The sequence below is a fragment of the Ahrensia marina genome, assembly GCF_042140245.1.
GTDB lineage: Bacteria > Pseudomonadota > Alphaproteobacteria > Rhizobiales > MH13 > MH13.
Genome location: NZ_CP159483.1, coordinates 339,863 through 356,807, shown reverse-complemented (window position 1 = coordinate 356,807; position 16,945 = coordinate 339,863). Strand labels below are relative to the sequence as shown.

Genomic DNA, 16,945 nt, shown 5'->3' with positions numbered 1-16,945 from the left:
TGATGTCAGACATCAAACATGACTGCACATATAACGCATCTTGACGATCTGCTGACCGCTCTAACAACAACCGAAGCCGAACCCAGGCGCCTGGTTGCCATTGTTGGACCTCCAGGCAGTGGAAAATCGACGATCAGCGAAGCGTTGTACGAACGACTCAACCAGGCCCAATCAGGTTCCTGTGCCATCGTTCCGATGGATGGTTTTCACTTCGATGATGATGTTCTGCGCGACCGCGGTCGATTGGCACGCAAAGGAGCCCCGGACACATTTGACGTTGGCGGACTGATCGCCTTGCACAAGCGTCTTGCAGCCAATGAAGAGCCAGAGATCGCCGTGCCTCTGTTTGATCGTACGCGTGAGCTTTCGCGAGCAGGCGCCAGAGTCATTGATCGCTCGGTGCAGACAATCTTGGTCGAAGGCAACTATTTGCTGCTGAACCAGGCACCTTGGGACCAACTGCTGCCATTCTATGATTTAGCCATCCAGATTGATGTGGATGAAGACGAGCTTAAGTCACGCCTTGAAGAACGCTGGCGCATCCACGGGTTTTCGGCTGAAGAGGGGCAACGCCGCGTCGCTGAAAACGATTTACCCAATGCTCGCTTTGTGGTTGCCCAATCGCGACCAGCTGACCTCGTTTACAAGGCCGCCGATTAGGCCGAACGCCGCAACAGCGCATCCATAACAGCATCTCGATGCTGGCGCTGACGTTCCTGGGGATTTAGCTGCCGCAGCATACCCAATGCTTCGATTCGAGCTGCTTCCACCGCCGCTTGGTTGGCTGGCTGTGCTTTGCTGAAGTACCAGCCCTGCACGCAATGACAACCAAGCTGGCGAACAAGCTTAAGCTCATCCTCGGTCTCTACGCCTTCAGCGGTGACTTTCAAATCCATGCCTTTACCAAGGCTTACAATACCGCGCAGCAATTTGCGCTTCTCCACGCATTGGTTGGCGCCCGAAACGAAGGTTCGGTCGATTTTCAGCGTGTCAAAAGGCAATTGATTGAGGTAGCCAAGCGAGGAGTAGCCGGTGCCAAAGTCATCCAGTGCCAGCTGAATGCCGCGCTCGTTCAAGCGGGTCAAAATGCCATTCAGACGATCGATGCTCTCGGCGGCAAACACGCTCTCGGTCAACTCAATGCACAGCAGGCTTGGGTCCAGCTTGGATTTTTCCAGTGCGCTATCGACAACCTGTTCAAGATCACCGTGCCACACCTGCGCTGCAGATACATTCACCGATACGGAGCGGGCGGGCTGTCCCTCATCAATCCATGACTGCGCTTCTTGGCAGGCTGAGTGCAGGACAAAGGATCCGAGATCAGCAATCAGGTGAGAGCTTTCCGCGATCGCGATGAACTCGCTTGGCGGCACAAAACCACCATCCGGCTTGGGCAGCCTTAGCAGCGCTTCAAAGCCGCCCACTTTGCCGTTCTGGACATCGGTTATGGGCTGATAATGCACTTCAAAACGGGCCTCATCGAGCGCTGAGCGCACCTCAGAAGCCATAGTTAGGCGGGCGCTGAGCGCTTCGCTGTAATGCTCATTGTAGTAGGTCGCGCGCCCACGTCCGCGTTCTTTGGAGGCGTAAAGCGCAAGATCGGCAAAACGCAACAACTCATCAGGGTCACCGGAGTGATCCGGCATCAGGGCAACACCAACACTTGCGTTGGTTTGCACTGTTCCCAGCGACAAAGCAGCCGGTTGCGCCAAAGCTTCTATGATGCGCGCGCAAAGACTGTCTAGCGTTTGTTGGCTGATATCGCCTTCGACAATGACGGCAAACTCATCGCCGCCCAAGCGGGCAACGAAACTGTCCTTGCGCACTACATTGGAGAGGCGTTGGCCAACAATACCAAGAAGTTGGTCACCGGCTTCATGTCCAAGCGTGTCATTAACCTCTTTGAAGTGATCAAGGTCGAGGAGAACAAGTGCCGCCTTGTCCTTGTGCCGACGTGAGGCATCACTGACTCGCTTCAACTCACGGGTGAACAAGGTGCGATTGGCCAGACCAGTCAAGTTGTCAAAGTAAGCCAGTTGCTCCAGCTCGCGGGCTGCCGCCCGTTCTTTGGAGACATCCTGCATGGTCCCGAACAGCGCAATGGCGTTGCCATCCGCGTCGCACTCAAGGGTGGAGCGCAGATAAAGATCAATCACGCTGCCATCGCCGCATTGAACACGGAACGTGTCGCTCTGGCGTTGCCCCGTGGAGACCACACGCTCACTAAGCGCTACCAGTCGTTCGCGGCTGCCATCAATGTAGCACCGACGCACGCTCTCCATTGTCGGTTGGAAGTCTGCGGGATCGAACCGCATCAATTCAAATGCGCGCTCATCCCATTCCACAGTGCCGGTGTCCAAACAACAACGCCATGTGGCGAGCTTGCCCAAACGCTGGGCCTCTACTAGGTCACGCGACTTGCCTTCAATCACGGCATAGCTTTGCATCAACGCGCGATCTGCCTCGGCTTCGGCAGTGTCATCCTTGATAACCCCAACAACCCCGACAACCTCGCCACTGGGCCCGAACTCAGCTTCCATGTGGACAAGCATGTCGATGATTTCGCCGTTGGGCTTGCGATATTTCGAGCGCGCTACGGTTGGCTCGCCTGTTTCCCAGGTTCGTTTGAAGGCAGTGTGCTGAAGATTGTCTTCAATCGATGTGCCCTCGTCGATCACATCGCCTTGCTGGATCATCGAGAGCGGCACAAAGCCTTCTTTGCGCTCCATATCGTACATGTCGAGCAACTCTTGCGACAACCACAAGGGGTCAGCCTCGGGGTTGATCGCGCGCCAATGACCCATCTTAGCGATCTTGAACGACCGCGACAGCAGGGCAGCACGCTCGTCCAACGCAGCACCCATATTGGCAACAGCTTTCGCCGCGTCGCGGGCTAAAGGCCGGAAAATCATGAAGGCCGCGAATGCAACCAAAGCCAACGAAATCAAAACCCACATGCCATGTGTACGCATGGCATTGGACATTTTTGCGTCGGCTGCCTGAGCGTAGAGGTCAACAGCCCGATCAAGTCGTGTCAGCAGGCCATTTTCAGCGTTCATTCGCTGGAACGTGACAGCTTCGTACAGCCCGTCTGGGTCCTCCACGAAAGCTGAATAGGTCCGGATGAAACCCCTCATCATTCCATCCAAGCCGCTGCCAGAGGGAGAATAATGATGCTGAAGAGCAGGGGTCAGGCTCGCAGGTGCAGTTCGGCCATCGGCGCCATTGGTCAGGTACATGTGCGCCTGTTCCATACGCTCGATGGCTGAGCGCATCTCGCGCAAGGCACGGTCACGACGATAATCAAGCGTTTCATTGCGAACACGCTCGGTCAGCAATGCAACTCTTTGAGAAAGAATGCGTTGCGTACCGGCAGTACTGATAATCTCACCGGTTTGGCGATTGACATCGAGAATTTGATGCGTCTGTTGGGCGCCAATGACAATTGAACTTCCAATAAGGCACATAGCCAACAAGTATCGCAGCGTATAGCGCCAACGCAGTTTGCTTTCGATATGTGTGCGATCTTCAGTCATACAGTCGCCCTGACCAAGCCTTTGAGGCTTTCAGAGATACTATGACCTGTTCATCTAAGAAAAAGTGAAGCGTCCTAAGACACTAAGGCACTAGAGAAGCTTTTTTATTAGCAGGGTAAATAAAACATTGCGCTCTGAGAGACTTCAAAGTGTCAAACCGCTAAGCAGCGTCAGACTGCGCATCACCAGTGAGCACGGCATAAATGCCGGTCGCGTGGTCGGTTGAACGGATCTTCTCCGCCAGAACCTCATCGCGCAGCACACGTGCTATGCGCGCCAAGGCTTTAAGATGGTCCGCACCAGACCCCTCAGGTGCAAGCAAAAGAAACAGCAGATCGACCGGTTGCTCGTCGAGCGCCTCAAAATCCAGAGGGTTGTGAGCGCGCGCAAAGAGACCAACCACACGGTCAAGCTCGGGCAGTTTGCCGTGCGGAATGGCCACACCATGCCCAACGCCGGTGGAGCCCAGGCGCTCTCGTTCCAAAAGGGTTGTGAAGATGTCGCGCTCGGGCAGGCCCGTCAGCTCGGCCGCCTTGGCGGCCAGCATCTGAAGGGCCTGTTTTTTCGACGTTGCTTTGAGCGAGGCGATCACACCGTCCGGTGCAACCAGGTCGCTTAGGTCCATACCCATAGTGGCTCCATCCACGCCAACCCAACCGATCACAGGATCGCTGAAGGGTACACGGCGCGTGAGAAAAACGTTTCAGGGCGTCGCGTTACCCTACGCGGCGGGATCAATCCAGCCTATATTTCCATCACTACGCCGATAAACCACGTTGATGTGGCCGGTTGCCGCGTTCTTGAACATCACCACTGGTGCGCCGGAGAAATCAAGATCAAGGACCGCACTTGCCACGGTTAATGTCTTCAATTGCGCCTCGGTTTCCGCAACGACTGTCGGGGCAAAGTCGTCTGCCGGCTCCTCATCTTCATCTGGGCTGGCGAAGGTTACATAGTTGGCTGCGGCAAATGCTTCGCGTTCGGATTTGTCTTGATGATGATCTTTGAGGCGCCGCTTGTAACGCCGTAGACGCTTTTCCAAGCGCGCCGAAGCTTGGTCTGCGCTCTGGTGTGGATCGACCGACAGGCCCGTGGATTGCAGGACGGCACCCGAATCAAGATGGATGGAACAATCGGTACGAAAACCAGAGCCTTCACGCTCCATCGTGACATGGCCTGAATAGCCGCCAGAAAAATACTTCGCTACGGCATCGGAAAGCTTGTCTTCCACGTGCCCGCGCAGGGCCGTGCCGATATCCATATTTTTTCCGGTGATTCGCAGGCTCATGGCCATTCTCCTTCTTCGAAAGGCTCGCTTAGCGCGCCTTTTCGTGGGTGTTTGTGGAAACAGGCTGACACGCGATGCGTGCTTCGCCAAGTCCCCATAAGGTGTGCTGGCGCCAGGGTACAATCTGGGCCACCAGATGTGTTGAGGGACATCAAAGGAAGACAGGCCCGGTTACGCAGGCATTGCAGCCCGTTTTTCTCGCCGCCGTTGCACTGAAGAGGCAATGCGCATCGACTCGCGATACTTCGCCACAGTGCGCCGGGCGATATCAATGCCATCGTCTTTCAGCGCTTGAACAAGTTGATCATCGGAGAGGATCTTTTTGGGGTCCTCTGCATCGATCAATTTTTTGATCCGCTGACGCACCGCTTCGGCAGCGTGGGCATCGCCACCATCGGCCGATTGAATGGCGGCAGTGAAAAAGTATTTCAGCTCAAACACCCCACGTGGCGTGGCAATGTATTTGTTGGAGGTCACCCGGCTGACCGTCGACTCATGCATCTCAATCTCGTCGGCCACTTGGCGCAGCGTCAGGGGTTTGAGATGATCGACACCGTGAGCGAAAAAGCCATCTTGTTGGCGCACAATCTCCTTGCCGACCTTGATCATCGTGCGCGCGCGCTGATCAAGGCTTTTGACAAGCCAACTTGCCGATTGCAGCTGTTCTGAGAGGTAGCTTTTTTCATCAACCGACAATGTCGCACGGTCGATCTGGGCATAGTAGGTTCGGTTCACCAGAACGCGCGGCATGGTTTCAGGGTTGAGTTCAATACCCCAGGTGCCACCCTGTTCCTCGCGCACAAAGATATCGGGGATCACGGTTTCAACGGGTGCGCTCGAAAAGCCTCTGCCAGGTTTGGGATCCAGTGCCCGGATTTCTCCCAACATCTCGGTAAGATCATCCATGTCCACGCCACATCGGCGTTTAAGCCCGGCAAAGTCACGCTTGGCGGCAAGCTCTAGATGATCAATTAGTGCCTGCATCGCTGGGTCAAAGCGGTTCTTGTCGCGCAATTGAAGCGCCAAGCACTCAGAAAGGGAACGCGCGCCTACCCCAATGGGATCGAAGGTTTGGATCGTGGTCAGGACAGTTTCAACGCGCTCAAGGCCTGCTCCCAGACGTTCAGCGAAATCCTCAAGCGCGCCCTGTACATAGCCATTCTCATCAATGGCATCGATGAGCATGGTCGCGATCAATCGATCATCTGACGCGGTGATGGCCATCGTCATCTGTTCGCTGAGATGTTCGTGCAGCGATATCTCGCGGGTTACAAAGGCATCAAAATCGGGCCGCTCGTCCAAACCGGCCCCGTTGATACTACCAAGGCCTGCTGTTGCTGGACCGGTGGGCGTATCTTCAGGAAAAACGTTTTCCGGCGCGGTATCCAGATTGTCCGCGACCGATTGCGTGCTGGTCTCCAACTGATCCGATGTCCAGTCCGGGCGTTCATCATCGCTGGAGGGCGAAGGGCCATCATCGCTTTGTACGATGTCCAGGCTATTGTCATCTGGGTCATCGCGCTCGAGCAATGGGTTTTGGACTAACTCGCGTTCAACGAAGGCTGACAGCTCCAACGAGGACAGCTGCAACAGCTTGATCGCCTGCATCAACTGCGGGGTGATTTGCAGTGACTGGCTTTGGCGCAGGACAAGTTTCGGCGACATTCCCATGCGCCGATGTAAACTGCTTCGCGCCAACCAAGCAAGCTGCATGCCAACGAGGATTTTGAAGAGGTTGATAAGGCCTTAGCGTCGACGCCTAGAGCGAGAAGCTTTCACCCAGATAAAGCCGCCGTGCCTCTGCGTTGGAAACGATCGCATCCGGCGTGCCCTCAGTCAGCACGGTGCCGGAGTGAATGATTGTCGCGCGATCAATAAGGCTCAGCGTTTCGCGCACATTGTGATCGGTGATCAAAACGCCGATCCCGCGCGTGGTGAGATGACGCACCAGGGCGCGGATATCATTGACGGCGATAGGGTCAACACCTGCAAATGGCTCATCGAGCAAGATGAAGGCCGGTCGCGAGGCTAAGGCCCGGGCGATCTCACAGCGCCTGCGTTCACCGCCTGACAAAGCAATGGAGGGCGTGTTGCGCAGCGCTTTGATTTGAAACTCATCGAGTAGCGACTCAAGATCAGACTGACGCTTGTCGGCATCCGGCTCGACAAGCTCAAGCACCGCCATGATGTTCTCTTCAACCGTCATGCCGCGGAAGATGGACGCCTCCTGCGGCAGATAGCCGATGCCAAGGCGCGCGCGCTGATACATGGGCAGCTTGGTGATCTCATTGCCATCCAGATGGATTTGTCCTGCATCAGGAAGTACCAGACCGGTGATCATGTAGAAGATCGTGGTCTTGCCTGCACCATTGGGGCCAAGCAGGCCAACGGCCTCCCCCCGCTTCACAGTGAGGCCAGCATCGCGTACCACCACACGGCCTTTGTAGGCCTTGCGCAGACCTTGGACGACCAGAGCATCACCGATCACCGGATGGTCGTAGACATCATAAGGTTCAAACGGCAAAGGGTCCTCGTCGACCAAATCGGTCCCGTTAGCACCCCCATTTTTGTGTCCGTTGGCACCGCCATTCGCCGTCGGTGTCGCAGTCTGCGAGATCAGTCTGTCAAAGTCGTGGCCAAGCCTGTCCAGCGGGTCTCGCGGCTGTAAGATCCCCCAGCGCACCAGCATAGCCGACGGATCTGGAAATCTATCAAGCGTGCGACCAAGCTTGGCCAGAGATGTATTGATGAAGCGCATGAAAGTTTACTGAGCTCCACCGGGCACAAACACACCTGTCACCCGACCAGAGCCTGATGAGGTGGACGGCGCTGCATCCAGCCGACTCTCTCGGGAGTTAAGATCAACCACCAGTTGTTGGCCACGCACGAGGTTTTCGCCCTGCTGGAGGATCACACTGCCAGTTAGCGTGATAATCTCTGTAATGAAGTCAAAGCGCGCTTCCTCGCCAGCGGCGTACTGATCTTCAGAGCGTATCTCCACCGCACCAAATGCTTCCAAAAGGCGAAGCCCCTGGTTGCTGGTCGGTCCAATGGCGCCCTCGCCACCTGATTGGTAGTGCACCCGCAGTTCGCGTGTGCTCAATGTGGCTGTGCCCTGCACCACTTCAACATTGCCGCGAAAGATCGCCACGTTCTGCGCGTCAAGCACTTCAAGATTATCCGCTTCAATTTCAATGGGATCATCAGCCTCCTGCGAGAAACCACTCAAACCGTCCGCCAGCGTTTGTGCGCTCGCAATCGATGCGCCCAGCGCAAAGAACGCCAGGGGCACCCAAGACAACCATCTCATCGGTAGTACGCGCATGCTTATGTCCCATCCCGTGCTGGTGTGAACACCATACGCACACCATCGGTAAACAGGAGCCGTTCACCGCCGTCAAATCCTTGAACACCGCCCGCATCCAGAGTGACCTCGTCATTGGCGATGCGTACCGGCTCTTGCGAGCGCAATGTGCCGTTTTCAAGATCAACTTCGCTGACGCCCAGATAGGCCTGCCCGCCGGAAGAGAGGCGCAGTTCGACCCCGCCCTCTTCGAACACCAGTTTCTGACTGCCGCTATCAAAGCGTGCTTGCGGTGCCACGATGAAAGCCTGCTCATCATCATCGATGGTAATTTCGCCTTCCAACTGCCGCATGATGATCACCGGATCCACGGAAAGAGATTGGAAGGCTTCGGCGGCGCGCAGCTCATACGGGCGGCCTTCTTCATCCTCACCACGCAAAACCGGAGCATCCATGGCAATGCCTTCATCGGTGACGGTAACATCAGCAATATCAAGGTCAGGCACCGTCGCGGTTGAGTACCACCAACCGAGTAGGACCACGACAACGCTAACCACGCCAGCAGCGGGCACGATGAAGCGCAGCGCACGGACCCTTCCGGAGTGGCGCCGCGCAGCGGTGAATGCATCGGCACGGCTCGCTGGCGCCGTGACGCGATCACGAGTGGGCGAAGATATCGCTGTCACCCCAACCCAACAAATCAAGTTTGGCGCGTGTGGGAAGGAAACCGAAAGCAGCTTCTGCAAGCTCGCGGCGCTGTTCGCGGTCAAGCATATCATCAAGCTTGGCTTTGAGCGCATGCAGATGCAGGACATCGGAGGCTGCGTAGGCTTGCTGCGCTTCGGTGAGAGTGTCGGCACCCCAATCGCTCGATTGCTGCTGTTTGGACATGTCCACGCCCAGAAGCTCCTTTGAAATCGACTTCAATCCATGCTGGTCGGTGTAAGTCCGCGTCAGCCGAGAGGCGATTTTGGTGCAGAAAACAGGCGTTGTCATGACGCCAAAAGACTTGAACAGTAGCGCAACGTCAAAGCGCGCAAAATGAAAGATCTTGGTCCGTGCCGGATCAGCCAACAGCGCTTCCAAATTGGGTGCCGAGGTCTGTCCTTTCGCGATTTGGACAACATCGGCCGTGCCATCGCCAGGCGATAGCTGGACCACGCAAAGCCTGTCGCGATGAGGGTGAAGGCCCATGGCTTCGGTATCGATGGCGACATGATCGCCGTAAGCGTCAAGCGAGGGCAGGTCGCCCATATGCAATCGGATGGTTGTCATTGTGTTGTCCGGCGAGAAGTGTGCGTGGCCGCGTGCATAGCAAGCGCAGGTTAATGGGTCCAATAGGCATTGTGGCGCTGCTTAATACAGCCGCCATAGATGGCTGCTTTAAAGTAGTTTTTGGTCTGCGAGGGCAGAGAGTTCGATGTCGGTGTTTTGATGGATCCAGTCCACGGGCTGTTAACGCTCTCGTTACGCTACCGGACGATCGCTCGGTCTACGTAACCATTTCAAAGCACAAATCCGCGACAAGTGTGCGCAACAAGCTCATCAAAACACGAGCGAACGCTCAAACAGGCGGATCACAACCATGCGCGACACTGTCTTCACCAACTTCGACGAACAGAAAGCAACACTCTGGGGAGAGCATATTCTCCCGCTCAAACACAATCTGCACGAACGCTCGACCTTCACAAATGATGGCTTGGCGACGTTGCTTGACAGTATCCCAGAAGACCGGATCGCCATCAATACGATGGGTCCGAAGGGTGATGATGTCTCAACATGGTCTTACTGCCAGCGTGGCGATCTAAGCGGCGAACAACTCATCGAGGCAGTTGGGCAAGGGCGTATTTGGATCAATCTCACCAAAATCAATGAGACGGCTGAAGAGTTTGGCGATCTGCTTGACGAGATGTTTGCGTCCATCGGCGTTCACGTTCGCGACTTGAACGTCTACCGCAACAGCATGGGTCTGCTGATCTCATCCCCGAATGCGCAGGTCTTTTATCACGCTGACGTGCCAGGCCAGTCGCTGTGGCAGATCCGCGGTGAAAAGCGCATCTACATCTATCCCAACCGACCACCTTTCTTGCACGCCTCTGACCTTGAAGGCATCATCCGTGGTGTGACTGAGGAAGAGATCGGCTACGAACCCTGGTTCGATGAGCACGCGAGTGTCTTCGATCTCAAGCCTGGCGATATGCTGCATTGGCCGCTCAATGGGCCGCATCGGGTGGAAAACAAAGACTGTCTCAACGTTTCCTTGACGACGGAACACTGGACCCCTGAAATCCGTCGTCACTTTGCTGTGCACTACGGTAACAGCGTTCTGCGATCCTTTGGTTGGACTCCAAAATCAACCGATCTTTATGGCCCGAATGCCTGGGCTAAGTTCGGTTTGACTGCGTTTTGGCGTCTTTCCGGGATGCAAAAACGTCAGAGTTTCAAGCGCAAGGTGCGTTTCAAGCTTGATATGTCTGCTCCTGGTCTCCTGGTTCCATTGCATGCGAACAATGGGATGGCTCAAGCGTGACCCAAGCCTACGCCCCATCGCAGGTCATGACGCGCTTTCCTGCCTTTATGCGGCCATTCATTGGCCAAGGACCAATGGTAATTGGTGTGCGTATAGTGGCCGCGGGGCTTGCGTTTGTCGCACAAGTTTTGGCCTCACGCCTGATCGGCGCCGAAGACTTTGGTCGCTACGCGTTAGCGCTCGTTTGGCTTCTTATCCTCGGTCACTTTGCGACCTTGGGCACGAACCAGCTCGTTTGCCGGTACCTTTCTTCCTACACCGTCAAAGGTGAGACCGACCGTGCGTTGGGTCTGCTGTACTTTGTGATCACGCTTTCAGGCGGTACAAGTCTCCTTGTCGCAGCAACGGGTTTGGTCGCCGTCCATAGTGGCTTTTTCGATTTGCCAGACGTGACGGTGACACTTGCAACGATGGTGCTGCTTTTCATGCCGCTCCTCACACTGCAAGATTACCTTGAGGCGATCTCACGAGGTTTGGACAAGCCGCTTCGAGGCATCGCGCCGTCTTATCTTACGCGACATGTAGCCGTCATCATCGGCATTGCGTTGGTTGTTGTTCTTGGACTTGATGCCAACGCGGTTGTCCTACTCAGCTTCACCCTGACGGGGCTTGTTGTGACGCTGGTGCTTCAGGCAAGCCTTCTCCACCGCTCCTTGCGACGTGCTTTGGGCAAAACCAGTCCAGTTTATCATCGGACGTCATGGTTCTGGACCGCCTTGCCAATGGCTGGCATCGACTTGACCAAGCTGCTGTTCAAAAACGGCGATGTTCTTATCCTTGGGCTTTTTGTGGCGCCAGAACTTGTTGCGACTTATTTTGCCGCAACGCGTATTTCACAGATCCTCGATTATGTTCCTTACAGCGTAACGGCGACTACCGCTCAGAAGTACGCAGCCCATCACGCACGCGGCGATCGTTTCCGGTTGCAGCGTCTGATTGCCAAGGCATCGTTGGCCAATGTTGTGCTTTCAGCCATTATCGCGCTGGCTATCGGGCTTGCTGCCCCCTGGCTCTTGTCGCTTTTTGGACCGAGCTATGGCGAAGGCGCACAAATTGTTGTGATTCTGGCTTGCGGCCTTGTGGCATCTGCGTTGTTCGGCCCCGGAGAAGATGTCCTCAACATGTTGGGGCAGGAACGCGTCTGCTCGTTTGTTCATATAGTCGTGCTTCTGGTGGCACTGGCGCTTTATCTCATTTTTGTACCCATGTTCGGCATCGTTGCAGCAGCCTGCATTACAAGCTTAGCGCTGGTTCTGCGTGACATGCTGCTCGCTTTTTTTGCTTACCGTAATCTCGGCCTCTTGCTGCCTGTCGGCTTCGGGTTCGCATCACATTGAGTTGGGAAAACTCGGCATGAGTCTCGACACCAACACGGTGGCGTTTGACCATCAGACCGTCAGCTCAATCGAAAACCCGATTATGCATCGCGTTGAGGTTGACTGCGAGCCTTTGGCTGCATTGGTCGATCACGCGGGCAAGGACTGGCGTGACCTATTGCACCGTAGCCTGGTGGAAAACCCGTTCTTGCATCCCGCATTGGTCAAAGCTGGCATAGATAACCGCTTGAACGGACGAGGGAACAACGCCGTTGTTGTGTCCGTCAACGGTCGGATAGAGGGCTTGTTTCCATCCAGGCCGGCTCATATTCGCGGCATCAGCATCCCTGCTGCCGTCGCCACTGAGCTCAACCTTTATCACTTTAACGGTGCGCCACTTGTTTCACGCGACAAGGCTTCAGAGGTGTTGCGAGCATGGCTCAGCGCTTTTGGCACAAAAGGCGCCTCTGCCGCGTGGGTGATGCGCAACATCAACTTGGAGGGAGAGTTCGCAGCTTTGGTGGTCAGCCTAGCTGGCGAAGCCGGTTACGGCTTTCATGTCATCCCTCGACACAGACGTCGTCGACTAACCCGTGAATTTGATGGGTTTGATGAACACATCAAGGCGGTTTTTTCCAAGAATAGAATTCAAGGCTTACGTCGCAACATACGTCGTCTCTCAGAAGTGGGTGATGTACGCTTTGAGCGAGCCGTTGAGAAAGACTTGGTCGCACAACGAGTAGAAGAATTCTTGCATTTGGAAGCAAGTGGTTGGAAGGGCGAAGCTGAAACAGCATTTTTGAACAACCCATCAACCGCTGCATACGCAAGAGCCGCCTATGCGACCGATGGCGATAAGGGTTTTGTCTCGACCAATGCGTTGCTTCTTGATGAGGTACCCATCGCTTTGAGTATCAACCTTCAAGCTGGCGATGTGCGCTTCACGCCCAAAAGCGCCTTCAACGAAGAGTATCGAAAATTTTCACCGGGCGTTGTTCTCCGATACCGCGTCATCGAAGCTTTTTATCAGGAGCAAACGTGCGAACTGATGGACTCAGCAACAACAGTGAGCGCCAATATTCACACCGAGATATGGAACAAAGAAGTCAGCCACGGGGATATCATCATTGCCAGATCGCCCTTGCAAGCAAATGCAATTGCTATGGCCTTCAGCGGTTTTGAGAACGCCAAGCCTTTCCTCAAACGTTTGCGCGACAAGATAACCTAGGATCCGCTTTTCGCCAGTAGTCGACCAACCGGCGCGTAAGTTAGCGTGGCCTCAAAGCCGACGGGCAGCGAGAGGTCATGTGGGCATGAATTGCTTTGGTCGGCGATCCGTTTCCACCTTTCCGATCATCGTCTTCGCTTTTCTAGAAAAAGCTGCGGAATGCATGCCTTCACACCTCTACTGCGAGCAGCGGTCTTAGTATTATCTTCAGCGCAATGTTGTCTCATAGGCGCCTAACGCAGGGCAGTTGTGTAAGGGGCATGGGATATGGATATCGCCTACGTTTCCATGAGGGATCTGGTTGAGCAGTCTGCTGAGGATTGGCGAGAACTCCTGACGCACCCCCTCACCGAAAATCCGTTTCTCCACCCATCATATGTGAAAGCGGGCCTCGATGCCGGGTTGGACGACTCCCAAAGCGCTGCTGTGAAGGTGTCACGCGCCAGCAAGCTGGCAGCTGTGTTTCCGTACTCCCCTCTGAAACTGAGCGGATTGAAAGTGCCTGGCGTATGGACCTCAGAACTCAATATCTATCATTTCAATGGTGCTCCGCTTATCGCGCAGGATCAGCCCGCAGATCTGATCAAAGCCTGGCTGGAAACAATGGGCAGCAAAGGTGTTCCTGGTGCCTGCGTGCTGCGTCATATAGATTTGAGCAGCGATGTAACCCGTCTCATTAAAGAGGTTGCACAAGCGACAGGTCGAAGGGTTCGCACGATTCATCGGTATGATCGCCCTTTCTTGACGCGCGCCCATGATGGTTTCGAAGACCATGTCAAAACGGTGCTCTCCAAGCGCCGCGTGAAAGACATCCGGCGCAATCTCCGCCGTCTTGGCGAAAAGGGTGAGGTGCGGCTTGAGCATGTTACGGATCAAGCTGCTGTTGCTGCGCGATTGGAAGACTTCCTGCAGATGGAGGCGGCCGGTTGGAAAGGCGAAGCGGGCACAGCATTTTTAAGCCAGGACAAGAGCGCCGGCTTCGCGCGTGCCGCGTTTGCAACGGACGGCCAGGAAGAGCTCATCTCAACCGACACGCTGCTTGTTGATGATGTGCCGATTGCCGTGAGCCTCAATATGCAATCCGGGACCACCCGTTTCACGCCAAAAGGCGCAATCGATGAGGCCTACCGTAGTGTCTCGCCCGGCGTTTTGCTGGAATACTTGGTGATCGAAGCGTTTTACGCCAACCAGGACTGCGACATCATGGATTCAGCCATCACAACCGACAGTCATGTCGTCGCTGGGCTTTGGAACGAAGACGTGCCCCATGGAGATGTCATTGTTGCAACGTCGAGTTGGAAAGCGAACGCTGTTGCGGCGATCCTCAATGGATTCGAGAACGCCAAACCGCTGGTGAAATGTCTGCGGGACAAGATCTCGTAAGCTGAACGGAATGTGATTGGGCAAAATGCTCAGAACAGAGCAATAGTGGTGCCCAGGAGAAGACTCGAACTTCCACGATCTTGCGATCACTGGCACCTGAAGCCAGCGCGTCTACCAATTCCGCCACCTGGGCAAGTGGGTAAGGTTGAGCGCGATGCATTACGGCTGGCGTGCGGTCCTGTCAACGGCCTGTGCAAAGAACCCACCATTCGGCGAAGGTGAGACCATTCACCGGCTTGCGCACACGTTGCTGTGCACGGTAGAGCAGCGCTAACGGACATCCACAAAGGACGAATGGCGTCATGGCTGATACCCCCGGCAATGCAGGGCTCAATGGCAAACTTGTCACCGTGTTTGGCGGCTCAGGCTTTCTCGGTCGTTACATCGTGCGTGAGCTTGCAAAAAAAGGCTACCGCGTGCGCGTTGCCGTACGAAGGCCTGATCTGGCTGGTCATACACAGCCCATGGGTGCTGTCGGGCAGGTACAGGCCATTCAAGCCAATTTGCGGTATGGTTGGTCCGTGGAGCGTGCAATTGAAGGCGTCGATGCTGTTGTGAACCTGGTCGGCATTTTGCACGAGTCCGGCAAGCAGTCCTTTGAGAAGGTACAAGCTGAAGGGCCAGGCCTCATTGCTCAGGCCTGCAAAAAAGCCGGTATCACCAATCTGGTGCATGTGTCGGCGATCAGCGCGGATGAAAACTCACCAGCCGAGTATGCACGTTCCAAAGCACAGGGTGAAAAGGCGGTTCACGCCGCGGTGCCTGACGCTATCATCATGCGTCCGTCCATTGTTTTCGGGCCAGAAGACGAGTTCTTCAACCGCTTTGCCAACATGGCGCGTATGTCGCCAATCTTGCCCGTGGTCGGACCCAAAACACAGTTCCAGCCGGTTTATGTCGGCGATGTCGCCGATGCTGTGGCGATGGCTGTCGATGGTGGAGCAAAACCCGGCGCGACGTACGAGCTGGGTGGACCAGAGGTGGATACCTTTGAGGGCCTCATGGAGCGCATGCTCAAAGTGATTGACCGCAAGCGCCCGATCATCGCCATGCCAACACGTGTGGCCGAGCTTCAGGCCAAAGTGTTTGAAGTTCTGCCCAATCCGATTTTGACCGTTGATCAGGTGAAAATGCTTGCCAACGACAATGTCGTTTCGCAGGACGCAAGCGATGAGGGGCGCACACTAACGGGTCTCGGGCTGAATCCAGCAGCTATTGACGCGATCATTCCAACTTACCTCTGGCGCTACCGTAAGCACGGTCAGTATGCTGCGCTTGGCGCTAAGCCCTGATGAATGATCAAACTTCGGATGCTCAAGTGATCCGTGGTCTGGCAGCACCTTGGTAGAGGCTCCAGTTCAGCGTGAGAGCGTTGGTTTCACCCTAGAAGCGCTAGCCCCAAAAAGCCGATCGATCCAACGATAATCCGCCACCAGGCGAAGAGGGCAAAGCCGTGCTGACTCACATAGTCAAGCACCCAGCGCACCACGATCACCGCCATGATGAAGGCTGCCACAAAGCCAACAGCCACCACCATCAATCCGTCGGTGGTAACGATGTCGCGGTTTTGAAAAAGATCGTAGACGAACGCCCCCGCCATCGTTGGCATGGCGAGGAAGAACGTGAACTCTGCTGCTGAGCGCTTGTCCGTGCCCATCAGAAGCGAACCCACAATAGTTGAGCCTGACCGCGACATGCCTGGGATCAGAGCCAGCACCTGAAAAAGTCCGATCTTCAGGCACATAGACAGGGGGTAGTCCATAATATCGGTGTATTTTGGCTGAAGCGTCATGCGGTCGACAAGCAGCAAGATGATACCGCCGATGATCAAGGTGGTGCAGATGAGGGCAGGGGTCTCAAAAAGCACAGTCTTGATGAGTTCGTGAAAAAGAACGCCCATCACGGCGGCAGGAAGGAAGGCCAAAACAATGCCTGCAACGAACCGGCGCGCCTTGGAGCTGGATGGCAAGTCAGCGGCTATCTTTAAAAGCTTGGCCATGTAGACCGAAAGGACGGCCAAGATAGCGCCGAGCTGAATGAGAACCTCGAAGATTTTACCTTCGTTCTCAAAGCCCAGAAAATGGCCAGCCAAAAGAATATGCCCTGTTGAAGACACTGGAATGAATTCAGTAAGCCCTTCCAACAGACCGAGGATAAGCGCGTTGAAAAAAGTCTCTAAGGTCATGGAAGGTCCGTTGTGGGGAGAGGTGCTAGGCCGTTGATAACGATGCCTAGCAGATGAGTGTAAAGATAAGTCTGCACGACTTGAGGCTGTCGCGGTCCGTGCCTATACGATGCACACCTGATTGAACAAGCGCCTTGGTTTGGCCATCAGACGTCGTCAGACCCGCCAAGCCTTT

At 55.3% G+C, this 16,945-nt stretch carries 15 protein-coding genes and 1 tRNA gene; 6 read left to right on the top strand and 10 right to left on the bottom strand.

The annotated features are described in order from the left end of the window. Positions 1–18: 18 nt before the first annotated feature. Entirely contained in the window at positions 19–660 is a 642-nt protein-coding gene (locus ABWH92_RS01730) for a nucleoside/nucleotide kinase family protein (protein ID WP_375571585.1), read from the top strand. On the opposite strand, the gene ABWH92_RS01725 is transcribed toward ABWH92_RS01730, so the two are convergent. The 8 genes from ABWH92_RS01725 to ABWH92_RS01690 form a co-directional block, all read right to left on the bottom strand. Further along, positions 657–3,536 carry an EAL domain-containing protein gene (locus ABWH92_RS01725; protein WP_375571583.1) on the bottom strand — a complete coding sequence of 960 codons (2,880 nt, stop codon included), beginning with the start codon at positions 3,534–3,536 and terminating at the stop codon, positions 657–659. The genes ABWH92_RS01730 and ABWH92_RS01725 overlap by 4 nt on opposite strands. Before the next feature lie 160 nt (positions 3,537–3,696). Continuing rightward, a complete protein-coding gene (gene ptsN / locus ABWH92_RS01720; protein ID WP_375571581.1) occupies positions 3,697–4,161 on the bottom strand; it encodes a PTS IIA-like nitrogen regulatory protein PtsN in 465 nt (154 codons plus the stop codon). Between the two features lie 96 nt (positions 4,162–4,257). After that, the gene (gene hpf, locus ABWH92_RS01715) at positions 4,258–4,824 is read right to left on the bottom strand and encodes a ribosome hibernation-promoting factor, HPF/YfiA family (RefSeq protein ID WP_375574158.1); all 567 of its coding nucleotides are present in this window, start codon (positions 4,822–4,824) and stop codon (positions 4,258–4,260) included. Positions 4,825–4,995: 171 nt separating this feature from the next. Next, on the bottom strand, positions 4,996–6,489 hold the full coding sequence (gene rpoN / locus ABWH92_RS01710; RefSeq protein ID WP_375571580.1) for an RNA polymerase factor sigma-54: 1,494 nt from the start codon (positions 6,487–6,489) through the stop codon (positions 4,996–4,998). A 94-nt stretch (positions 6,490–6,583) separates the two neighbouring features. Next, positions 6,584–7,582 carry an LPS export ABC transporter ATP-binding protein gene (gene lptB / locus ABWH92_RS01705; RefSeq protein ID WP_375571578.1) on the bottom strand — a complete coding sequence of 333 codons (999 nt, stop codon included), beginning with the start codon at positions 7,580–7,582 and terminating at the stop codon, positions 6,584–6,586. 6 nt (positions 7,583–7,588) lie between these two features. Beyond that, positions 7,589–8,149, bottom strand: a complete 561-nt coding sequence (locus ABWH92_RS01700) for an LptA/OstA family protein (RefSeq protein ID WP_375571576.1) — start codon at positions 8,147–8,149, stop codon at positions 7,589–7,591. 2 nt (positions 8,150–8,151) lie between these two features. Further along, the gene (locus ABWH92_RS01695; protein WP_375571575.1) at positions 8,152–8,814 is read right to left on the bottom strand and encodes a hypothetical protein; all 663 of its coding nucleotides are present in this window, start codon (positions 8,812–8,814) and stop codon (positions 8,152–8,154) included. After that, positions 8,786–9,403 carry a ribonuclease D gene (locus ABWH92_RS01690; RefSeq protein WP_375571573.1) on the bottom strand — a complete coding sequence of 206 codons (618 nt, stop codon included), beginning with the start codon at positions 9,401–9,403 and terminating at the stop codon, positions 8,786–8,788. Before ABWH92_RS01690 ends, ABWH92_RS01695 begins: the two co-directional genes overlap by 29 nt. 310 nt (positions 9,404–9,713) lie before the next feature. Here ABWH92_RS01690 and ABWH92_RS01685 point away from each other — a divergent pair, with 310 nt between their 5' ends. The 4 genes from ABWH92_RS01685 (at position 9,714) to ABWH92_RS01670 (ending at position 14,585) form a co-directional block, all read left to right on the top strand. After that, positions 9,714–10,658 carry a hypothetical protein gene (locus ABWH92_RS01685; RefSeq protein WP_375571571.1) on the top strand — a complete coding sequence of 315 codons (945 nt, stop codon included), beginning with the start codon at positions 9,714–9,716 and terminating at the stop codon, positions 10,656–10,658. Next, on the top strand, positions 10,655–11,995 hold the full coding sequence (locus tag ABWH92_RS01680) for a lipopolysaccharide biosynthesis protein (RefSeq protein ID WP_375571569.1): 1,341 nt from the start codon (positions 10,655–10,657) through the stop codon (positions 11,993–11,995). Before ABWH92_RS01685 ends, ABWH92_RS01680 begins: the two co-directional genes overlap by 4 nt. Before the next feature lie 16 nt (positions 11,996–12,011). Next, on the top strand, positions 12,012–13,202 hold the full coding sequence (locus ABWH92_RS01675; RefSeq protein WP_375571567.1) for a GNAT family N-acetyltransferase: 1,191 nt from the start codon (positions 12,012–12,014) through the stop codon (positions 13,200–13,202). 267 nt (positions 13,203–13,469) lie between these two features. Then, positions 13,470–14,585: a GNAT family N-acetyltransferase gene (locus ABWH92_RS01670; protein WP_375571565.1), complete on the top strand. Its 1,116-nt coding sequence runs from the start codon at positions 13,470–13,472 to the stop codon at positions 14,583–14,585. A 46-nt stretch (positions 14,586–14,631) separates the two neighbouring features. Here ABWH92_RS01670 and ABWH92_RS01665 read toward each other — a convergent pair. Continuing rightward, positions 14,632–14,718: transfer RNA gene (locus ABWH92_RS01665), tRNA-Leu, on the bottom strand. Positions 14,719–14,887: 169 nt separating this feature from the next. Between ABWH92_RS01665 and ABWH92_RS01660 the strand changes: the two genes are divergently transcribed. Then, positions 14,888–15,877, top strand: coding sequence for a complex I NDUFA9 subunit family protein (locus ABWH92_RS01660; protein ID WP_375571563.1), 990 nt, complete (start codon positions 14,888–14,890; stop codon positions 15,875–15,877). Between the two features lie 86 nt (positions 15,878–15,963). On the opposite strand, the gene ABWH92_RS01655 is transcribed toward ABWH92_RS01660, so the two are convergent. Further along, positions 15,964–16,770, bottom strand: coding sequence for an undecaprenyl-diphosphate phosphatase (locus ABWH92_RS01655; protein WP_375571561.1), 807 nt, complete (start codon positions 16,768–16,770; stop codon positions 15,964–15,966). Positions 16,771–16,945 lie beyond the last annotated feature (175 nt).

Bases quoted from the DNA above. Each gene is read 5' to 3' on its own strand.
- ABWH92_RS01725 (WP_375571583.1), bottom strand. From the start codon at position 3,536: ATGACTGAAGATCGCACACATATCGAAAGCAAACTGCGTTGGCGCTAT.
- ABWH92_RS01670 (WP_375571565.1), top strand. From the start codon at position 13,470: ATGGATATCGCCTACGTTTCCATGAGGGATCTGGTTGAGCAGTCTGCT.
- ptsN (WP_375571581.1), bottom strand. From the start codon at position 4,161: ATGGACCTAAGCGACCTGGTTGCACCGGACGGTGTGATCGCCTCGCTC.
- ABWH92_RS01660 (WP_375571563.1), top strand. From the start codon at position 14,888: ATGGCTGATACCCCCGGCAATGCAGGGCTCAATGGCAAACTTGTCACC.
- ABWH92_RS01685 (WP_375571571.1), top strand. From the start codon at position 9,714: ATGCGCGACACTGTCTTCACCAACTTCGACGAACAGAAAGCAACACTC.
- ABWH92_RS01730 (WP_375571585.1), top strand. From the start codon at position 19: ATGACTGCACATATAACGCATCTTGACGATCTGCTGACCGCTCTAACA.
- ABWH92_RS01655 (WP_375571561.1), bottom strand. From the start codon at position 16,770: ATGACCTTAGAGACTTTTTTCAACGCGCTTATCCTCGGTCTGTTGGAA.
- hpf (WP_375574158.1), bottom strand. From the start codon at position 4,824: ATGAGCCTGCGAATCACCGGAAAAAATATGGATATCGGCACGGCCCTG.
- ABWH92_RS01690 (WP_375571573.1), bottom strand. From the start codon at position 9,403: ATGACAACCATCCGATTGCATATGGGCGACCTGCCCTCGCTTGACGCT.
- rpoN (WP_375571580.1), bottom strand. From the start codon at position 6,489: ATGTCGCCGAAACTTGTCCTGCGCCAAAGCCAGTCACTGCAAATCACC.
- ABWH92_RS01700 (WP_375571576.1), bottom strand. From the start codon at position 8,149: ATGCGCGTACTACCGATGAGATGGTTGTCTTGGGTGCCCCTGGCGTTC.
- ABWH92_RS01675 (WP_375571567.1), top strand. From the start codon at position 12,012: ATGAGTCTCGACACCAACACGGTGGCGTTTGACCATCAGACCGTCAGC.
- lptB (WP_375571578.1), bottom strand. From the start codon at position 7,582: ATGCGCTTCATCAATACATCTCTGGCCAAGCTTGGTCGCACGCTTGAT.